Source organism: Kitasatospora sp. NPDC057512 (assembly GCF_042802135.1).
Taxonomy (GTDB): Bacteria; Actinomycetota; Actinomycetes; order Streptomycetales; family Streptomycetaceae; genus Kitasatospora.
The window spans coordinates 1-2361 of record NZ_JBHVET010001021.1; the positions used below are offsets into that span (position 1 = coordinate 1).

General features: G+C 70.1%; 2 protein-coding genes. Both read left to right on the forward strand.

Annotation, left to right across the window (positions count from 1 at the left end; all coding sequences use genetic code 11):
* Positions 1-354 precede the first annotated feature (354 nt).
* Positions 355-1761, forward strand: coding sequence for a dihydrolipoyl dehydrogenase (gene lpdA / locus ACFU6K_RS37025; protein ID WP_380670741.1), 1407 nt, complete (start codon positions 355-357; stop codon positions 1759-1761).
* 80 nt (positions 1762-1841) lie between these two features.
* On the forward strand, positions 1842-2361 hold a 520-nt coding region (locus ACFU6K_RS37030), incomplete at its 3' end, for a biotin/lipoyl-containing protein (RefSeq protein WP_380670743.1).

A 2361-nucleotide genomic window follows, 5' to 3' on the forward strand; every position in this document is an offset into this window, starting at 1 on the left:
GGCGCGTGTGCGCCGGGCCCCGTCGGCGTTCCGGCCCGGTTACCCATGAGTAGGCCGGGGTGCCGCGACGCACGCCTGTTCGCTGCGGGCGAAACTTTGTTCCACAGTGCGGAAGAAGCCGTGGCGGGTGGCGCGGAAGGCGCCCGTCCGGCGGCTGTCAACACCGCTCTGAGCTGCGATGATGCCCTTCCGTCGGGGGCGTTCCCGCCCCGGTGACCGCTCCGTGGGACACCCCTGGGGCGGACCCGGACATCAGCCACCGTGAACAAGTGCGAAGATGTATTTCCGGCACGACTGGGCGCCCCACAAAGGCTTCCGACCCACCGGACCGCGACCGGCCCGGCGACCCACCCCATGCATGGAGGACGTGACGTGGCGAACGACGCCAGCACCGTTTTCGACGTAGTCATTCTCGGAGGCGGAAGCGGCGGTTACGCCGCGGCGCTCCGCGCCGCTCAGCTGGGCCTGAGTGTTGCCCTGGTCGAGAAGGGTGAGCTGGGCGGCACCTGCCTGCACCGCGGCTGCATCCCGACCAAGGCGCTGCTGCACGCCGCGGAGATCGCGGACGAGACGAAGGAGGCCGCCGAGTTCGGCGTCCTGGCCACCTTCCAGGGCATCGACATCAACGGCGTCCACAAGTACAAGGACGACGTCATCGCCGGCCTGTACAAGGGCCTCCAGGGCCTGGTGGCCTCCCGCAAGGTCACCTTCATCCAGGGCGCGGGCAAGCTCTCCTCGCAGACCTCGGTGGACGTCAACGGCCAGCGCATCGAAGGCCGCCACATCGTCCTGGCCACCGGCTCCGTGCCGCGCTCGATCCCGGGCCTGGAGATCGACGGCAACCGCGTGATCTCCTCGGACCACGCCCTCAAGCTCGACCGCATCCCGAAGTCGGTCGTCATCCTCGGCGGCGGCGTGATCGGCGTCGAGTTCGCCTCGGTCTGGAAGTCCTTCGGCGTCGAGGTCACCATCGTCGAGGCGCTGCCGCACCTCGTCCCGCTGGAGGACGAGAACTCCTCCAAGCTGCTGGAGCGCGCGTTCCGCAAGCGCGGCATCAAGTTCGAGCTGAAGGCCCGCTTCTCGGGCGTCGAGTACACCGAGACCGGTGTCCGCGTCTCCACCGAGAACGGCAAGCAGATCGACGCCGACCTGCTGCTCGTCGCCATCGGCCGCGGCCCCGTCTCGGCCGGCCTCGGCTACGAGGAGAACGGCGTCGCGATGGACCGCGGCTACGTCCTCGTCGACGAGTACATGCGCACCAACGTGCCCACCATCTCCGCCGTCGGCGACCTCGCCCCGACCCTCCAGCTGGCCCACGTCGGCTTCGCCGAGGGCATCCTGGTCGCCGAGCGCCTGGCCGGCCTCAAGCCGGTGCCGATCGACTACGACGGCGTTCCGCGGGTGACCTACTCCAACCCCGAGGTGGCCTCCGTCGGCATCTCCGAGGCCAAGGCCGTCGAGCTGTACGGCAAGGAGAAGGTCGTCACCCTGAAGTACAACCTGGCCGGCAACGGCAAGAGCAAGATCCTGAAGACCGCCGGCGAGATCAAGCTCGTCCAGGTCAAGGACGGCGCCGTGGTCGGCGTCCACATGGTCGGCGCCCGCATGGGCGAGCAGGTCGGGGAAGCCCAGCTGATCTACAACTGGGAGGCGCTCCCGGCCGAGGTCGCGCAGCTCATCCACGCGCACCCGACCCAGTCCGAGGCCCTGGGCGAGGCGCACCTGGCGCTGGCCGGCAAGCCGCTGCACGCGCACGACTGATCACGCCCCACCCCCTTTCCCGGTACTTCCCGTACGCAAGTACCTCCCGTACGCAAGACTTGATAGGAGTCGCTGAAACCATGGCGGTCTCAGTAACACTGCCCGCGCTGGGCGAGAGCGTTTCCGAGGGCACCGTCACCCGCTGGCTGAAGGCCGAGGGTGAGCGTGTCGAGGTCGACGAGCCGCTGCTGGAGGTGTCGACCGACAAGGTCGACACCGAGATCCCGGCCCCGGCCTCCGGCATCCTGGCCTCGATCAAGGTCGCCGAGGACGAGACCGTCGAGGTGGGCGCCGAGCTGGCGATCATCGACGACGGCTCGGGCGCCCCGGTCGCCGCCGCGGCCCCGGCCGCCGAGGCCGCTCCGGCTCCGGTCGCCGCTCCGGCTCCGGTCGCCGCTCCGGCCCCGGTCGCCGCTCCGGCCGCCGACGCCACCCCGGTGCTGCTGCCCGCGCTGGGCGAGTCGGTCACCGAGGGCACCGTCACCCGCTGGCTGAAGGCCGAGGGCGACACCGTCGAGGTCGACGAGCCGCTGCTGGAGGTGTCGACCGACAAGGTCGACACCGAGATCCCGTCGCCGGTCGCCGGCACCCTGGTGAAGA